Raw genomic sequence first — 13855 nt, 5'->3', positions numbered from 1 at the left:
TATCGATAACATTAATTGTCAAGGGACGGAGACACCGAAATGAGCAAACCCCAGATCCTTCAGGTCGGGCCCTATCCGGAATGGGACGAAGCGCCTCTGAATGCTGTGTTTTCCGTTCATCGCTATTTCGAGGCAGCCGACAAGCCAGGCCTTCTTGCCGCCGTCGGTCCGCAAGTCCGAGCGATCGCCACGCGAGGCGAACTCGGCGCCAGCCGGGCCATGATCGAGGCCTGCCCCGCGCTCGAGCTGATTTCGGTTTACGGGGTCGGTTTTGACGCCGTCGATCTCGCCGCCTGCCGGGAACGCGGCATCGGCGTCACCAACACACCGGACGTGCTGACGAGCGACGTCGCGGATCTTGGCGTGGCGATGATGTTGTGCCTGTCGCGCGGCATGATCGGCGCGGAAAGCTGGGTAAAGGACGGAAGTTGGATGGCAAAAGGCCTCTACCCGCTGAAGCGCCGCGTCTGGGGGCGGCGTGCCGGCGTACTCGGTCTTGGCCGGATCGGCTATGAAGTTGCCAAACGCCTCCAAGGCTTCGACATGCAGATCGCTTATTCGGATGTGGCGCCAAAGGATTTTGCCGCCGATTGGGAGTTTATTGCCGATCCCGTCGCGCTTGCCACCCGGTCCGACTTTCTCTTCGTCACGCTGGCCGCGTCCGCCGCAACCCGCCACATTGTGGGCCGCGAGGTGATCGCCGCTCTCGGCGGGGAGGGAATGTTGATCAATATCTCCCGCGCCTCCAATATCGATGAGGAGGCCCTGCTCGATGCACTCGAAAGCGGTGCGCTCGGCTCCGCCGCCCTTGACGTGTTCGAAGGCGAGCCGGCGCTCAATCCACGGTTTCTCGCTCTGGACAACGTGCTCCTGCAGCCGCATCACGCGTCTGGAACCATCGAGACACGCAAGGCCATGGGACAGCTTGTGCGTGACAATCTCGTGGCGCATTTTGCCGGGCAGCCCCTGCTGACCCCGGTTCTTTAAGGAGACGCGCCGATGAAAGCCATCGTCGTTCACGGTCCCAAAGACCTGCGCATCGAGGAGCGCCCGATCGAAGCGCCAGGACCAGGAGAAGTGCGCCTGCGCCTTGCGGCCGGCGGCATCTGCGGCAGCGATCTGCACTATTATAACCACGGCGGTTTCGGTGCCGTCAGGCTGCGTGAGCCGATGATCCTGGGGCACGAGGTTTCCGCGTATGTGGAGGCGCTCGGCGCGGGTGTCGACGGATTGAAACCGGGCCAACTCGTAGCTGTTTCACCGTCCCGACCGTGCCGATCCTGCCTTTATTGCCAGGAAGGGCTGCATAACCAATGCCTCAATATGCGGTTTTACGGCAGTGCCATGCCCTTCCCGCATATCCAGGGGGCTTTCCGCGAGGTTCTTGTCGCCGATGCCGTTCAGTGCGTGCCGGCGGATGGTCTTACCGCAGGCGAGGCGGCGATGGCTGAACCCCTGGCTGTTACTCTGCATGCGACCCGCCGGGCAGGAGAAATATTGGGTAAACGGGTTCTGGTGACCGGCTGCGGGCCAATCGGCCTTCTGTCGATCATTGCCGCCCGGCGTGCCGGGGCCGCCGAAATCGTTGCAACGGATCTTTCGGATTTCACCCTCTCGCTGGCACGCAAGGCCGGCGCGGACCGGACGATCAATATGCGTAGCGAACCGGATGCGCTTTCCCCCTATACAGCCCATAAGGGTTCATTCGACATACTATACGAATGCTCTGGTGCAGCGCCTGCGCTGGTCGCCGGGATCGCTGCTCTTCGCCCACGCGCCGTGATCATACAGCTTGGCCTTGGTGGAGACATGAACCTTCCGATGATGGCGATCACGGCCAAGGAACTGGACCTGCGCGGTTCCTTCCGCTTTCACGAGGAGTTCGCGACCGGCGTCGTGTTGATGCAAAAGGGCCTGATCGATGTGAAGCCGCTGATTACCCACACGCTGCCTCTATCGGATGCTGAGGCGGCTTTCGAACTGGCGACTGACCGGAGCCAGGCGATGAAGACGCAGATTGCCTTTAGTTGACACCAGTCCCGCGCGTCGTGCTTTCCGAACGGCTGTGCGAAGAGCTTGAGATTGAGCCGAGTGTGTCGCGAGCGCGTCGAAAGTCCTGGCCGCTGCGGCCCTCAGGCGGGCTTTAATTTTTGAGAATGCCATGTCGATCGGAGTGAGATAGGGGCTGTATGCGGCAGTGAGAGGAACCATGCACCGGCGTCTTTGAGAAAAGTATCGATTTCAGGTGATCCGCAACTCGCCGCCACCCGCGCATAGTAGTGAGCGATCAGCCTGGTCACGTTTGCTGCCTATTGCTGCTTCAGTATCCCCTGGGCTCGCAGGTATTGAGCGTATGGATGCTCACCGGTACATGCGGCATAGGAGTGAGAGCTGTGATTGAGCCCAATCGCGGGCGATCTGCTGGGTTTCTGCCAGTCCAGACAAGAGGACGCCGATCTCACCGCTGATTTCGAGGTTTGTATCCCTTATCCTGCATGCAACCGTATCAAGCGTTACAGTGGCCACAACCAGACTGTCGATTGGTGGCGTCTGGAAAAGCGCCTCCGAATTTGCCTCACAAGTCAGCAAAGCCCTCGCTGTGACCGACGAGACACCGCTCGAAACGGGGCAGAAATCGACCGACTCCACCTGAAATCGGACAGTTTGATTTGGGCCGATCGGAATCTGTTCGCACAACTGCAACGTAGCAATGGATCTAGCGATGCTCGGCCACTCTGGGCTATTGAGGGCCGACCGGCAGTCTGCTGAGACCGGAGCGTAAGACCAAAAAAAGATCGCTGCCGAAATGCAGCAAGCGCTGGTTTCTCTGGAACGTCGTCCCGTCATGATCATCCTCTGTGGCCGAAACGTCACCTGTACTTTGCCGCGGTGGCCAAGGAACTGCGTTCCGCACCGCCCAACGGGCCCCCAGTAACCATGCGAAGGTCTGGAGCGGCAACTCGGCGTGCAGCTCTTCATCCGCTCGACCAAACGGGTGGAACTGACAAGGGAAGGGAGACCTTGAGCGAACCCTCACCATCGATCCCGATAAGCAGCTTCTTCCCTAATGTAAGCCTGCCGAGTCGGCCAAATGTTCCCAGCCTTAATTAGCATGCCGCATGAATTGACGAAATTGCCTTTTTGTTAATCAACGGAATCGACCCAGCTTGCCCAAAATCGACATGCAAGAATGCTTACAAAGCCGACGATCATGCCTACATACTTTGACATCGTCATCGATCCCGAAATCAGATGCTGCTCTCACTCCGCAATGTCAGCAAATCCTATGTGACCGCAGAAGGACCTCTCGAGATCCTGAAAGGCATCGATTTCGATCTCAACGCAGGCGAAAGCGTCGCACTGACGGGGGAGTCCGGAAGCGGAAAGAGCACCCTGCTTCACCTTGTCGGCGGGCTTGACTATCCCGATGGCGGGCAGGTCCTTTCAGCCGGCCGAGATATTGCCGCTCTGGATGATCGGGGAAGGGCCGAGTATCGACGTTCGGCGGTCGGGTTGGTGTTTCAGCAGTTCAACCTCATTCCGTCGCTCGATGTCGCGGCCAACATTTCCTTTCATGCAAAGCTTGCCGGGCGGCACAATCCTGCCTGGGAGCGGCAGCTCGTGGAAAATCTTGGCATCCAGGCGCTTCTTACCCGATACCCCGAGCAGCTTTCTGGGGGCCAGCAGCAGAGGGTGGCGATCGGCAGAACGCTTGCCGCGCGCCCGCCCCTGGTTCTCGCCGACGAACCGACCGGCAATCTCGACGAAGCGACTGGGGACGTCGTGCTCGCCATCATGCTGTCGCTGACGAAGAGTGCAGGTGCTGCGCTTTTGATGGTGACGCATTCTTCGAGGCTGGCGCAGAGGCTCAACCGCAGCGTCCATCTCAGCGGCGGAAAGATCGCCTGATGTTCTGGACCGCCGCAACGGCTCTCCTTTCGCATTGGCGGCGCCGTCCTCTTCAGCTTGTTACCCTTATCCTCGGCCTTTCGTTAGCCACCGCGCTCTGGTCGGGTGTCCAGGCGATAAACGCAGAAGCGCGGGCGAGTTATGCGCGGGCAGCCGCAGTGCTCGACCAGAACGAGCTGACGCAACTCGTACCGAATAACGGCAATTCCATTCCCCTAACAACATATGCCAAATTGAGAAGGGCAGGCTGGAATGTCTCGCCCATTATCGAAGGTGATCATCGCTTCGGGAATGTCCGCGTGCGGCTCATCGGCGGTGATCCGTTGACGATGCCAGCGCAGGCGCGAGGCTTCGAAACCGGAGGATCGAACGATCTGGCGGCCTTTATGGCGGATCCGGGTGTCCTCTTGGTTTCCAAGGCGACTGCCCTCAAGCTTAAGGGGCATACCGAGATGCAGGTCAAGGTGTCGCCGGACCTGCCAGACGGAGCCGCGTTCACCGACATCGCCGTAGCTGAGCACATCCTCGACGGACGCGGTGAGCTGAGCCGTCTCGTCGTTGCGCCGGAACAGCGGCCGAACCTGCCTTCGCTCGACATTCTCGCACCCGAGATCGCAATAAAGCCGCCGGGCGACCGACCAGATGTCGCCCAGCTCACCGACAGCTTCCACCTCAACCTGACGGCGTTCGGTTTTCTCGCTTTTGCCGTCGGTCTCTTCATCGTCTATGCCACGATCGGCCTGGCGTTCGAGCAGCGCAGAGCGACCTTTCGGACCCTGCGCTCTCTCGGGCTTTCCATGTCGTCGCTTATCTTCCTGCTGATGACGGAGCTTCTGGCGCTGGCCTTCCTTTCCGGGCTCGTCGGCGTCGTGATCGGGTATTTCGTGGCCTCCCTGTTGCTGCCGGGTGTGGCGGCAACCCTCCAGGGGCTCTATGGGGCGGCGAGCGTCCCGGGCACGCTGACCGTTCGACCGGAATGGTGGGCAACAGGGCTTGGAATAGCGATTGCCGGGACCATCGTCTCGTCGGCCCAAAGCCTCTGGCGGGTCCACCGCATGCCGTTGCTAGCTGCAGCGCAACCTCGTGCCTGGGCGCGTGCGACGGCAATCGGTATCCGACTGCAGGTTTTAGGCGGACTGGGTCTGCTGATCACCTCGGGCACTTTGGCAGGTGTCGGACATGGGCTGGTGGCAGGCTTCGCGGTTCTGGCTTGCCTGTTGCTCGGAGCGGCCCTGATGCTGCCGGCAGTGCTGTCCGCGTGTCTTGTTGTCATGCAAAGAAACTCGTCGCGCGTGCTCGTCACGTGGTTCTGGGCCGATACGCGGCAGCAGCTGCCTGGGCTCAGCCTGGCTCTGATGGCGCTGTTGCTGGCTCTGGCCGCCAATGTCGGTGTCGGCACGATGGTCTCAAGCTTCCGGCTGACGTTCATCGGTTGGCTCGACCAACGGCTGGCGGCCGAGCTTTATGTCACGGCGCGAGACGAGAACGAAGCGGCGCACCTGCGAGGATGGCTGCTGGCTCATTCGACATCGGTTCTTCCCATCTGGAGCGTCGAGGGTGAGGTGCTCGGAGACAGGCTGCAGATCTTCGGCGCGGCAGCAGGCGATCCGACCTATCGGGACAACTGGCCGCTCCTTTCGGGAACCATCGATGTCTGGGACCGGGTCGCCGCGGGGCAGGGGGCGCTCGTCAACGAGCAGCTCTGGCGTCGCAACGGGCTTAACATCGGAGATAGTCTGGCCTTGCCCGGTGATTGGAAACTCCCCGTCGTCGGGGTCTATTCCGACTACGGCAATCCAAAAGGACAGGTCATCGTCGGCATCGATGCCCTGACGGCACATTATCCTGACGTTCCAAAGCTGAGATATGGCGTGCGTGTTCCTCCGACCGACGCCCCGTCGCTGAAGGAACGCCTGACGACCGAATTCGGTCTGCCGTCCGAAAACGTCATCGACCAGGCTTCCTTGAAGCGGCAATCGCAGGCAGTCTTCGACCAGACGTTTGCCGTGACCGGAGTGCTCAATCTCTTCACCCTCGGCGTCGCAGGTTTTGCGATGTTTTCCAGCCTGCTCACCTTGTCGGGCATTCGATTGCCTCAGCTTGCCCCCGTCTGGGCGATGGGGATCAGGCGGCGCGATCTTGCCCTGCTCGAAGTGCTGCGCACGCTCGCGCTGTGGCTCGCGACCTTCGTTGCCGCGCTCCCTGTCGGGCTTGTGCTTGCCTGGGTGCTGCTGTCGATTGTCAATGTCGAGGCTTTCGGGTGGCGGCTGCCGATGCGGATTTTTCCGATGGACTGGCTCGTCCTGGGATCGGTGGCCCTGGCTGCGGCGATCGTATCTGTCTTTATTCCGCTCCGACGGCTGGCGACGATCGGGCCATCGGATTTGCTGAGGGTGTTTGCCAATGAACGCTAGACGTCTTCTGGTTGCCTTTGTTGCGGCAACCACGGCAATCTCTGTTCCTGCCGCCGCTATTCCGCAAGGATTTGCCGGACTGGGCTCGACCGCCGAGGGCTTCGCTGTTCCACGCCCCGGCATACAACTCCGCTTTCCGGCAGATCACGGCCCCCATCCCGAATTCCGGATCGAATGGTGGTACATTACTGCAAATCTTCAGGGTGAGGACGGGACGCAGTTCGGCGTACAATGGACGCTTTTCCGCTCCGCGCTCGCGCCGAAGACCGAGAGCGGTTGGTCCGATCCTCAGGTCTGGATGGGCCATGCTGCGATCACCACGAAGGATCGGCATCTCGTGGCCGAAAAATTCGCCCGCGGCGGGGTCGGCCAAGCAGGCGTCGTCGCCGTACCCTTTTCTGCCTGGATTGACGATTGGGAAATGAAAGGCCTGCTGAAATCGGGCGTCGACCAGCTGGACAAGGTCAGCCTGCATGCAACCGGAAAGGATTTTGGCTATACGCTCCAGCTGTCCGCCAACGGTCCTCTCGTACTGCAGGGCGAGCAGGGCTATTCTGTGAAATCGGCAAATGGACAGGCGAGCTACTATTACTCGCAACCGTTCTATGACGTGTCAGGATCTCTCGACGTCGCCGGAAAGACCGTTCTGGTCAGCGGCAAGGCATGGCTTGATCGGGAATGGTCTTCACAGCCTCTCGCCAAGGACCAGACCGGATGGGAGTGGTTTTCGCTCCATCTGGATTCCGGTGAAAAGGTCATGGCGTTTCGGCTTCGCGACGGCAGCGGTGGCTACAGATCGGCGAACTGGATTGCGCCGGATGGCAAACCCACGCCTCTGGCGCCTGGATCACTGGAGATATCCCCCGTGCGCACAGCACGCGTCGGCGACCGGAACGTCCCTGTTGCATGGCGTGTCCGGATCCCCGAGCGCGGCCTCGACGTCACGACCAGCCCTTTGAACGACCAGGCATGGATGGCGACCACCACGCCTTATTGGGAAGGCCCAATTACCTTCAGTGGAAGTACCGGGGGGCATGGTTATTTGGAAATGACGGGATATTGAAAGGGATCAGCCGCGAAGGTGAAAATCCTCCTCGCGATCCGATGCATGAGGTCCCAGTCGGTCTCGCCGCTCAACCCCAGCCAGTTAACGTGAAAACACTCGTTGCCGTGATCTTGAGCCACGGCCACGAGTGACGTATGCAGGCGTTCATCGATGAGGAACTTCAAGAGGCCATGCCTAAGCGGCGCGATGGCAAATCTCTTTGTGAAGAGGATATGGTGCGGCCACTGGAGGAGACCGGCAACTATTGTGCCCTTCGCTGGCTAGTTCCCGCATAGCTGCAGTGCAACATAACGCCTATCCAATACCACACGATCGTCTATGGTCTTTCTCGACGAAGCAATGCACCTCCTCCCGCAAAGCTTCGTGTCTCAGACGGCCCACTCCTCCTCCCAGGGGCGTCTGTAGGAACAGCGGCACTCCTCCTCCGTCGCTGTTCGGTTCTTTTCGAAAAGCCTGCTGCACCTCCTCCCGCGGCAGGCTTTTTCGTTTCCGGGCTGTTTGCTTAAAGACCGAGGTTGAGTTGCGGCCGTTCGCCCCCAATTTCGGTATTCAAAGAAGAGAGCGTCACGCCCATCAAGACCACCGGGCGATAGACCGGATAGACCGACCGCAGCAGCGCTTCGGCAATCTCCATTATCTCCTAGATGCCTGATAAAGATGCCGAAGTGGTTTTGCTGCGTGCTGCCTGCGTGAAATCGGAATATTTGATCTTCACCGTCACTGATCCCTCGGCGGCACCTTGAAAATCGTTGCGGACAGTGCAGATGGCGGTGAAAGCCTGGCGTCAGGAGTCGGCCCTTGAGATCCTCAATGGCGACTGGATGGCGATTGGGGCGCGGTACTTCCTAGCGCAGCTTCTCAACGGCGACGGCAAGACACGTCTTGAACGCGGCAAGGTCCGTATAGAGCGCATCCCGCGCCGCGTCTCCGATGATGAGGACGCCACCGCGCCGCTCAATCCCGGCGTGCAGCATGAGATTGTCGGCCAGGCCAAAATCCTCGACCGCAATCCCGTTCGGGTCTCGCAGTCGACCTTCAGCATCATACGCGACGGCCCCGCCATAAAGATCGCTCACTCGTCCGCTGTGATCGCGGGCCACATTCGTATAAGCGAATACAGGCTTACCGCTTGCGCACATAAAGCCGAGTTCGAAAGCCGTCCCGGTATCGGCGGCAATGCCACGAAAGGGCGTCAGATTGGCGATGATCGCGTCCGCCTGGATCATCATCTTCTCGTCCACCGCGTTTATCGCTGCGGCGCGCTCGCGCTTCGAGTTCGTGTGCGGGATTTCCAGATCGCCGGGCGAGAGCGGGAGAAGTCCCGCCTCACGGGCAAGTGCTGCCTTCCGGTCGAGGATTTCGCGGGCGTTGGGAAGGAAGACCTCCGGACCGGCCAGATAAACTTTTCTTGTCATAAAATTGCACCTGAAAGGGATGTGGCAACAAAAAATTCCTTCCTCGCTCTACAGCGAAGAAGGATCGCAATCCAGTGGGCGAAAACCGCTCACCCCGCGCGGCGCGTATTAGCGCGCGTTCAGATCGCGCAACGGCGCCGCGGTCGCCCATCATGCGGCGTAGGCAGCGCAGTCGTGACGTTAAGCCTGCGCTGCTTCCCCGGATGCCAACCCTTCTCCCCTTGCTTAGCGGCGACCGGCGAGTTCGTTGTTATCTACACAGACCGATAGTGCGGTGGGATATCGATGTCGATCAACCGGCCGAAACTCCGCGTCTCAGCGGCGAGCTATCTATAGCGCTCATGTTAACTCCCTCTTTCACTCAGCCGAAAAGAACTCTCGCCTACGGAGGGAGGTGGCATGAAAGATGTCGCGTCCGCTGCGAGAACGGATCATTTGATATGCAGATGATGATCGAAGGACAGTCACACTTCCAGCCTTACGGCTTATCCTATTGGGGTTTTCGAGAACTCAATAGAGGAGTTGGAAGCATGACTGCGTCTTATGATTACCATATCGGCGTCGACTACCACAAATCCTACAGCCACCTGGTGGTTCAGGACAGTAGCGGCAAGACGCTACGATCCGGCCGGGTGAAGCGCTGCCGCCCATCATACAAGGTGGCCAGCATTGCCAGGGTCAAAGTCGTTTCGTTTGCTCGCGCTCGATCAGAAGTGAAGCACAACTCATCTACCAAGACGTTCGAGCCGTTCCTAACGCGAACGTGTGTGAGGACGTTACATGCGCAACATGGGTCTTCAATGTCACGGCGCAGTTGCCGGGGAATGTAAGATTGTGCGAGGTCAGATGCTTCAATAGCTGATCGACATTGCGCTTATCAGAAAGCGGAAAGGTAACAGTCATGTCCAACTCCGTCGGTCTACTTTAGTTCGCTGCAAGAATGTAAGGGCCGAAATATATGCGGTGCAACAAAAATTCGCAGTTGCAGCAAACAAAATCGATTAGTTCCCATGCGAGCAGTTACTCCCGGAGCTGCGCTGACGGGAGGGCTTGGCGGTGAAGGACCTGCATATACAGCAACGGTCTATTCACTTTCGCCATTGCTGACGATGACTTTCGCAGCGGTTGTACGGATCGAAAAGATGTTTCTCCGCCGGTTCCTCGCCATTACGATCGGCTTTCTCGGTATGCTTGTGCTTATCCAACAGCAGATAAGAGAGATTGACTTGGGGCAGTCGTTTTGGGTGATCTTCGGGTTATTGATTCCGACAAGCGCTTCCATGGGAAATGTCGTCAGATCAGCGAGCTGGCCAAAGGGGCCACGGCGTTGGCATTTTCATGCGGAACTTTGTTTTCATCGAGCTTAGTCCTAGCTCTGGTCTCGCCCGTGGTCGAGTTCCCACGACAATGGCTATTTTTCCATCCGCCCGTCCTGTTCTGGTTTGCATTCCTAATAGGCATTTCGGCCTTGTCTAGCGTGATGAATTTTCGCCTCCAGCAAGTTGGCGGGCCGGTTGTTTTCAATCAGCTTGGTTATTGGGGTACGGGCTTTGGCGTCCTCTTAGCGGCCCTTATTTTTGGGGACGTGTTGACCTTCGTGTCGCTCATCGGCGTTTGCTGCATTGTTGCGGGTGGCTTGCTCAGTCGAAACAATGAGCCAGCGTTGGTAGTCCGCCGGTAGGCGAACTTTAAAATTTTGCATGAAACTATTTCGCACCGTCGACGGCTTCGCGCCCCCGCTCCGGCCGGAAAGGCCGGTGGAGTCACTTCCCAAGAGCAGACGTTCCCCCGAGGCGAGTTTCCCGACCCGCGCTACTCGCCTATGCTGGAAAGCAATTCGTCGAGCTGTTCCAGCTGCTCCGGCAATGCGGCCGCCCCGCCCTGTAGTGCTTCCTCAAGCGCCTCCTTGGACGGATAGACTTCGTGGAGATTCAGCAGCGTCTTCCCGCCCTGGTCCTCGAAGGTCACGGTCGTGACCGCGCCCTGTTCGCCCTCGTCGTTGGTCCAGACGATGCGCTCGTTCGGCACCACCTCGAGATACTTGCCGTAGAAGGCCATGGTGTCCGAACCGCCGGCGCCGAATTCCAGCCGATATTTGCCGCCGGTACGGACGTCCATATCGCACGATACGAGCGAAACGCCGGACGCCGATTTTGGCACCCACCAGCGCTGGAACAGCTCGGGCTGGCTCCACGCCCTGTAAACCGTGCTCGGCGGCGCATTGAATGTCCGCGTTACAACGAGTTCGCGATCCCCTTTGCGCTCGACTGACGTGCGGTTCTGCGCACCACCTGCACTGTTAACTTGCTGATTCATCGCTTCCCTCCTGTTTCATTTCGCTGATGATTTCGTCCAATGCTTCGAAGCGGGCCTCGAAGAGCTTGCGATGCGCCTCGATCCACTCGGCCTCCGCCTTGAGGCCGCGTTTCCCAAGCTTGCAGGTTCTCACCCGTCCGACCTTCTGCGTGACGACGAGCCCCGCCCGCTCGAGAACCTGGACGTGCTTCTTCATGCCGGTCAGCGTCATCTGGAACTTATCCGCGAGACTGGTGATCGACGCGTCCCCTCGCCCAAGCTGATCGATGATCCCGCGGCGGGTCGCATCGGACAGCGCCGCGAACGAGAGATCGAGGGGAGGACTTAAATACTGAACCATATAGTTCAGTGTATAGCCTGCTCGCGCAGGAAGCGCAAGCGTCCCGAACTTTCCCTGCCGTAGACCGGTCATTCGAGGTCATGCACCGCGGCGGCGGCAGCAAAAATCGTCTGCTGCGGGTCAAGCGGACCTTCGAGCCGCTGATGAGCGAATGTCAGCTTTCAGCGCCTGCTCCCCGAAACCAGTCCGCCGGCTAACGTGAAGAGTTTCGGGCGCCGGAAGGCGTACGAAAGTCCCCGAGGAAGGAACCCGCGGGCCACAGGCCAGCGGGTTCGTTCTTCGACCCGTTGCGGCCAGCGCGATTGCGGTGCGTAATGCATTTTATACGCGAAGCGGAAACTATTCCGATTTGAGGGTGCGATATGTGGATTTTACAAGTCTCTGTGCAGTCGGGCCGCAACCAAACCTCCAATCAAAGCCCGCCCCCTCCTTATAGAGCTTCGACATTCAAGCATGCGTGAACGTGCCCCGACGCAATCTCTCGCAACTCCGGGCGCGTCCGTCTGCAATGCTCGGTCGCAATTGGACAGCGGGGATGGAAATGGCAGCCGGAGGGCGGGTTGAGCGGCGAGGGGATTTCGCCCTGGATCGGCATGAACTTACGTCGCTGCAGTGCGATCTTCGGCATGCCGTCGAGCAGCATGCGCGTATAGGGGTGCGCAGGCGATGCGAAGAGCTGCTCGGTCTCGGCAAGCTCCACGACGCGGCCGAGATACATCACGGCTACCCGGTCGCACAAATGGCGGATGACGCCAAGATCATGGCTGATGAAGATCATAGCAAGGCCGCTGTCGCGCCTGATGTCCATCAGGAGATTGATGATCTGCGCCTGAACAGACACGTCGAGCGCGGCCACCGCCTCATCGCAGATCAGCATGTCGGGCTTCACTGCCAGGGCCCGGGCGATGCCCACGCGCTGACGCTGACCGCCGGAAAATTGATGAGGGTAGCGGCCGACGCTGTCCGCGGGCAGGCCGACGCGCGCAAGGATGTCGACCACATAATCCTTCACCCGTGAGCGCGGCACTAGCCCGTGCAGGACCGCCGCCTCGCCGACGATCTCGCCGACGCGTAGGCGCGGATTGAGAGAGGAAAGCGGATCCTGGAAGACCATCTGGATTTTCAGTGCATCGCGCTTACGGGTAAGGAAGCTGTCGTAGGGCTCACCGCGGAAGTGCCGCTCGCCGGAGGAGGCAGGCAGGATGCCGGCGATCATCCGCGCCAGTGTCGATTTCCCGCAGCCGGATTCGCCGACGACGCCCAGTGTTTCGCCCTTGCGCAGCGTGAGCGAGACATTGTCGACGGCGCGCAGCACGGTGGGCGGGCGGTCACGCAAAAAGTGGTTCGCGAGATCGCGAAATGCGCTGCGTCCCGCTATGAAGCTGCGCGACAGATCCTTTGCTTCGAAGATCATCTCGTTCATGCGTCAGCCCTCGAATGGATGATAGCACCAGATGCGGTGCGTGGCTGATAGCTCCGTCGCCGGCACCGGCTCGCTGCAGATCTCCGTCGCCCGCTCGCAGCGGCTGGCGAAGGGACAGCCCTTTCCGAGCGAAAGCAGCGAGGGCATGTTGCCCGGGATCTGCCTCAGCTTCTCTCCTGGTATGTTGCACGAGGGAACGGAATCGAGAAGTTTGCGGGTGTAAGGATGGCGCGGGGAACCGATGATGTCCTCGGTCGTGCCGATCTCCATCATCGCGCCCGCATACATGACCATGATCCGGTCGGCGAGTTCCGAAAGCGTCGAAAGATCGTGAGTGATCCAGATCATGCCGAGGCCGCGTTCGTCGATCTGGCGGCGGATATGGTAGATGATCTGAGCCTGGATCGTCACGTCGAGAGCCGTCGTCGGCTCGTCGGCGATGATCATGTCCGGTCCGAGCAGCAGGGCGGTGGCGATGACGACGCGCTGGCGCATGCCGCCCGACATCTCGTGCGGATAGGCGTTCAGCCGCTCCTCCGGCGAGGGAATGCCCACGGCCTTCAGCGCCTCGATGCAGCGGTCGTGCTTCTCCTTGCGGGAGACATTCTCGTGCTCGCCGATCGCTTCGTACATCTGGTCGCGCACGCGCATCAGCGGGTTCAGCGTCATCAAGGGGTTCTGGAAGACCATGGCGATCCGCCGGCCGCGATAGCGGCGCATCTCCTCGAAGTCGAGTACCGTCAGCTCCGTACCATCGAGCGAAATCGAGCCGGAAACAATGCGGCCCGGCTCATCGACCTGGCCCATGATCGACATACCCGTCACCGATTTGCCCGAACCGGATTCGCCGACGATGCCGAGCACTTCGCCGCGGTGAAGGTCGAAGGAAATGTCGCGCACCGATCTCACCACCCCTTGGCGAGTGAAGAACCAGGTGTTGAGGTGGTCGACTTGGAAGAAGGGTTCCGTCAT

At 59.8% G+C, this 13855-nt stretch carries 12 protein-coding genes and 3 pseudogenes; 8 read left to right on the top strand and 7 right to left on the bottom strand.

Translation table 11 applies throughout. From position 1 onward, the window contains the following. Nucleotides 1-39: 39 nt before the first annotated feature. The 6 genes and pseudogenes from ACZ9BX_RS23710 (at nt 40) to ACZ9BX_RS23685 (ending at nt 7386) form a co-directional block, all read left to right on the top strand. On the top strand, nt 40-987 hold the full coding sequence (locus ACZ9BX_RS23710; protein ID WP_476220487.1) for a 2-hydroxyacid dehydrogenase: 948 nt from the start codon (nt 40-42) through the stop codon (nt 985-987). Nucleotides 988-999: 12 nt separating this feature from the next. Beyond that, on the top strand, nt 1000-2031 hold the full coding sequence (locus tag ACZ9BX_RS23705; RefSeq protein ID WP_476220486.1) for an L-idonate 5-dehydrogenase: 1032 nt from the start codon (nt 1000-1002) through the stop codon (nt 2029-2031). Nucleotides 2032-2858: 827 nt separating this feature from the next. Next, nucleotides 2859-3016, top strand: a pseudogene (locus ACZ9BX_RS23700) (LysR family transcriptional regulator); the annotation flags it as partial. A gap of 236 nt (nt 3017-3252) precedes the next feature. Further along, nucleotides 3253-3909, top strand: coding sequence for an ABC transporter ATP-binding protein (locus ACZ9BX_RS23695; protein WP_476220485.1), 657 nt, complete (start codon nt 3253-3255; stop codon nt 3907-3909). After that, entirely contained in the window at nt 3909-6323 is a 2415-nt protein-coding gene (locus ACZ9BX_RS23690) for an ABC transporter permease (protein ID WP_476220484.1), read from the top strand. Before ACZ9BX_RS23695 ends, ACZ9BX_RS23690 begins: the two co-directional genes overlap by 1 nt. Further along, nucleotides 6313-7386, top strand: a complete 1074-nt coding sequence (locus tag ACZ9BX_RS23685) for a lipocalin-like domain-containing protein (protein WP_476220483.1) — start codon at nt 6313-6315, stop codon at nt 7384-7386. Before ACZ9BX_RS23690 ends, ACZ9BX_RS23685 begins: the two co-directional genes overlap by 11 nt. A gap of 5 nt (nt 7387-7391) precedes the next feature. Here ACZ9BX_RS23685 and ACZ9BX_RS23680 read toward each other — a convergent pair. From ACZ9BX_RS23680 to ACZ9BX_RS23670, 3 genes and pseudogenes are all read right to left on the bottom strand, one after another. Continuing rightward, a pseudogene (locus tag ACZ9BX_RS23680) lies at nt 7392-7553 on the bottom strand (DUF5615 family PIN-like protein); the annotation flags it as partial. Nucleotides 7554-7891: 338 nt separating this feature from the next. Next, nucleotides 7892-8023: a hypothetical protein gene (locus ACZ9BX_RS23675; RefSeq protein ID WP_476220482.1), complete on the bottom strand. Its 132-nt coding sequence runs from the start codon at nt 8021-8023 to the stop codon at nt 7892-7894. A gap of 211 nt (nt 8024-8234) precedes the next feature. Continuing rightward, nucleotides 8235-8804 (bottom strand): nucleoside 2-deoxyribosyltransferase, encoded by a 570-nt coding sequence (locus tag ACZ9BX_RS23670; protein WP_087006201.1) that lies wholly within the window; start codon nt 8802-8804, stop codon nt 8235-8237. A 440-nt stretch (nt 8805-9244) separates the two neighbouring features. Between ACZ9BX_RS23670 and ACZ9BX_RS23665 the strand changes: the two are divergent. Both ACZ9BX_RS23665 and ACZ9BX_RS23660 read left to right on the top strand, forming a co-directional pair. After that, nucleotides 9245-9457, top strand: a pseudogene (locus ACZ9BX_RS23665) (IS110 family RNA-guided transposase); the annotation flags it as partial. A gap of 587 nt (nt 9458-10044) precedes the next feature. Then, nucleotides 10045-10485: a hypothetical protein gene (locus ACZ9BX_RS23660; RefSeq protein WP_476220481.1), complete on the top strand. Its 441-nt coding sequence runs from the start codon at nt 10045-10047 to the stop codon at nt 10483-10485. Nucleotides 10486-10616: 131 nt separating this feature from the next. Here ACZ9BX_RS23660 and ACZ9BX_RS23655 read toward each other — a convergent pair whose 3' ends face one another. The 4 genes from ACZ9BX_RS23655 to ACZ9BX_RS23640 form a co-directional block, all read right to left on the bottom strand. Beyond that, nucleotides 10617-11120, bottom strand: a complete 504-nt coding sequence (locus ACZ9BX_RS23655) for an SRPBCC family protein (RefSeq protein WP_476220480.1) — start codon at nt 11118-11120, stop codon at nt 10617-10619. Then, the gene (locus ACZ9BX_RS23650) at nt 11104-11460 is read right to left on the bottom strand and encodes an ArsR/SmtB family transcription factor (RefSeq protein ID WP_074072823.1); all 357 of its coding nucleotides are present in this window, start codon (nt 11458-11460) and stop codon (nt 11104-11106) included. The genes ACZ9BX_RS23655 and ACZ9BX_RS23650 overlap by 17 nt, the downstream gene beginning before the upstream one ends. 430 nt (nt 11461-11890) lie before the next feature. Further along, entirely contained in the window at nt 11891-12883 is a 993-nt protein-coding gene (locus ACZ9BX_RS23645; protein ID WP_476220478.1) for an ABC transporter ATP-binding protein, read from the bottom strand. 3 nt (nt 12884-12886) lie between these two features. Next, nucleotides 12887-13855 carry an ABC transporter ATP-binding protein gene (locus ACZ9BX_RS23640; RefSeq protein WP_476220476.1) on the bottom strand — a complete coding sequence of 323 codons (969 nt, stop codon included), beginning with the start codon at nt 13853-13855 and terminating at the stop codon, nt 12887-12889.

The organism is Rhizobium sp. USDA 3886 (assembly GCF_056279785.1).
The sequence above is the reverse complement of the archived record's forward strand: the minus strand, read 5'-3'. Positions and strand labels throughout refer to the sequence as shown.

Excerpts from the sequence above, each read along its gene's own strand:
- ACZ9BX_RS23710 (WP_476220487.1), top strand. The coding sequence starts at position 40 with ATGAGCAAACCCCAGATCCTTCAGGTCGGGCCCTATCCGGAATGGGAC.
- ACZ9BX_RS23705 (WP_476220486.1), top strand. The coding sequence starts at position 1,000 with ATGAAAGCCATCGTCGTTCACGGTCCCAAAGACCTGCGCATCGAGGAG.
- ACZ9BX_RS23695 (WP_476220485.1), top strand. The coding sequence starts at position 3,253 with ATGCTGCTCTCACTCCGCAATGTCAGCAAATCCTATGTGACCGCAGAA.
- ACZ9BX_RS23690 (WP_476220484.1), top strand. The coding sequence starts at position 3,909 with ATGTTCTGGACCGCCGCAACGGCTCTCCTTTCGCATTGGCGGCGCCGT.
- ACZ9BX_RS23685 (WP_476220483.1), top strand. The coding sequence starts at position 6,313 with ATGAACGCTAGACGTCTTCTGGTTGCCTTTGTTGCGGCAACCACGGCA.
- ACZ9BX_RS23675 (WP_476220482.1), bottom strand. The coding sequence starts at position 8,023 with ATGGAGATTGCCGAAGCGCTGCTGCGGTCGGTCTATCCGGTCTATCGC.
- ACZ9BX_RS23670 (WP_087006201.1), bottom strand. The coding sequence starts at position 8,804 with ATGACAAGAAAAGTTTATCTGGCCGGTCCGGAGGTCTTCCTTCCCAAC.
- ACZ9BX_RS23655 (WP_476220480.1), bottom strand. The coding sequence starts at position 11,120 with ATGAATCAGCAAGTTAACAGTGCAGGTGGTGCGCAGAACCGCACGTCA.
- ACZ9BX_RS23650 (WP_074072823.1), bottom strand. The coding sequence starts at position 11,460 with ATGGTTCAGTATTTAAGTCCTCCCCTCGATCTCTCGTTCGCGGCGCTG.
- ACZ9BX_RS23645 (WP_476220478.1), bottom strand. The coding sequence starts at position 12,883 with ATGAACGAGATGATCTTCGAAGCAAAGGATCTGTCGCGCAGCTTCATA.
- ACZ9BX_RS23640 (WP_476220476.1), bottom strand. The coding sequence starts at position 13,855 with ATGACGGAACCCTTCTTCCAAGTCGACCACCTCAACACCTGGTTCTTC.